Consider the following 2,076-nt stretch of genomic DNA (forward strand, 5'->3'; position numbering starts at 1 on the left):
GCGATTCAAAACTGACACACCCCGGACACTTCATTTGCGCTGATCGCGTTGCCGAGAGGGAGGGGCGAAGGCCCGACCGGAAGGCGGCGCGATCAGCGCGGCGCTCACGGGTTCGCCACCTCCTTCCGGATCTGAACCATGCCGGCCTGGCGCTGGTGCTTCAATCGGTAGCTTTCCCCGGCCATCGGCACGATTCGCGCATGATGCAGAAGGCGATCGAGCAAGGCGGCGGTCAGCGTCGCGTCTTGGGCGAAGGTCGCATCCCACTGCCCGAACGGCAGATTGCTGGTGACGATCAACGATCCCCGCTCATAGCGGGCGGCAATGACCTGGAAGAACAGATTGGCCTGTTCACGATTCATCGGCAGATAGCCGATCTCGTCGATGATCAACAATCGGTAGCCGTTGATCGCCCGTTGCATGACCGTCTTCAACTGGTTCTGCGCGTGCGCGACCGACAAGGTCATCAACAAATCCGCCGCCGTGGTGAACCGGGTCTTGATGCCGGCCTGGGTGGCACGGTAGCCCAGCGCAATCGCCAGATGCGTCTTGCCGACGCCGGACGGGCCGACCAGCACGACGTTCTCGTGCCGCTCGACAAAGCCCAGCCCCGCCAATTCGTCGATCTGACTCTTCTTGACGCCCGCGGCGAAGGCGAAGTCAAAGTCCTCCAGCGTCTTGATGGCGGGGAACCCGGCCAGACGGGTCATCATGCTTTGCTTTCTGACTTGCCGGCCGGCGGCTTCGGACTTCAGCAAAGATTCCAGAAAGTCGCTGTAGGGCGTTCCCGCCTCGGCCGCAGTCTGGGCGGCGCCGGCGTAGTCTTGGGCAACGAAGGGCAAGTTGAGGGTTTCACACAGAAACCGCAGGCGTTCGTGTTGCAGGTTCATTGCAGCACCACCGGTTCCGCCCGCCATTGGGTCAGGAGTTGCTCGTACACGGCCAGCGGATGTTGCGGCGGCAACGGGATGGCGAGGCGTTCGCCCACCCCGGTGGGCCGAGTCGTGCCCGGGGTGCCCTGTGCGTCCGGTGACGGCGGAGCGGCTTGCGGCCGGGCGGCCGCGATGTCTCCGCGCCACGCGGCGGGGATCGGCTGCAGGTGGGGGCGTTCTTCGATCAGTTGCTCACCGGGTTTGCGTTGGGTGGTGCCGTGGAGGCGCTCGTTGGCCACGTCCTTGAGCCAATGCCGGACTTCGCCATTGGCGGTGACGGCATCCAGAGGCAATCCGGCCTGCTTGAGCCTGGCCGCCAACGGGACGTAGAAGGATCGGCGCAGGTAGCCGTTGAAGCGTTCGACCTTGCCTTTGGTGCGCGCACGATACGGGCGGCAGAGTTTGATGACGAAGCCGCAGTGTTTGGCATAGTCCAGAAAGCCGGCGTGGTAGCGATGTTCTCCTGGCCCTGCGACATCGCGTTCCAGAACGACGGTCTTCATGTTGTCGTAAAGAATTCGCCGGGGCACGCCGCCCAAGGCGACAAAGGCATTCTGGTGGCAATCGATCAGCGTCGTGACCTTCATGTCGGTGACGAATTCAACGTGGCTGGCCCGGCTGTAGCCGAGCGTGGCGCAGAAGGCGTAGAGCGGTTGGCGACCCTTGCGGAACTCGACCCAGTCGACCTGCATTTGTTCGCCCGGCGCCGTTTCGAACCGGACCACCGGGTCGGGCCGGAGGGCCGGCTTGATCCGGCGCAGAAAACTGCGCAGTTGGCTCATCCCGCCCAGGTAGCCCCGCGCCGCAATCTCCCGGTACAGCACGGTCGCCGGTATCCAGTGCGGTTGCGCTGACGCCTGTCTTTCCCGCAGGTAGCCTTCATACGGCGACAACTTGCTTGGCCGCTTCTTCTGCCGCTCGTACTTCGGCTTCTCTCCCGTCGCCAGATGACTGCGCACCGTATTCACCGCACAGCCAACTTCCGCCGCTATTCGCCGAAGACTGAAGCCGTGTTTCCTCAAGACCTCGATTTCCATATACACCTCGTTCGTGATCACCGGCGCCTCAAAAACCGCCGATCTTCTCAGTTCGGTGTATCAACTTTCAATCGCTGGCCTGTGTCAATTTACAACCGCTGGTGACA

The 2,076-nt window shown here is 62.9% G+C and carries 2 protein-coding genes; both read right to left on the reverse strand.

All coding sequences use genetic code 11. The features are described from left to right. Positions 1-104 precede the first annotated feature (104 nt). Positions 105-890, reverse strand: coding sequence for an IS21-like element helper ATPase IstB (gene istB / locus GH659_RS14690; RefSeq protein WP_153112183.1), 786 nt, complete (start codon positions 888-890; stop codon positions 105-107). Beyond that, positions 887-1,990: an IS21 family transposase gene (istA, locus tag GH659_RS14695; protein ID WP_153112184.1), complete on the reverse strand. Its 1,104-nt coding sequence runs from the start codon at positions 1,988-1,990 to the stop codon at positions 887-889. The genes istB and istA overlap by 4 nt, the downstream gene beginning before the upstream one ends. Between the last annotated feature and the right edge of the window lie 86 nt (positions 1,991-2,076).

This window comes from Propionivibrio limicola, from assembly GCF_009469695.1.
GTDB lineage: Bacteria > Pseudomonadota > Gammaproteobacteria > Burkholderiales > Rhodocyclaceae > Propionivibrio > Propionivibrio limicola.

Excerpts from the sequence above, each read along its gene's own strand:
- istB (WP_153112183.1), bottom strand. The coding sequence starts at position 890 with ATGAACCTGCAACACGAACGCCTGCGGTTTCTGTGTGAAACCCTCAAC.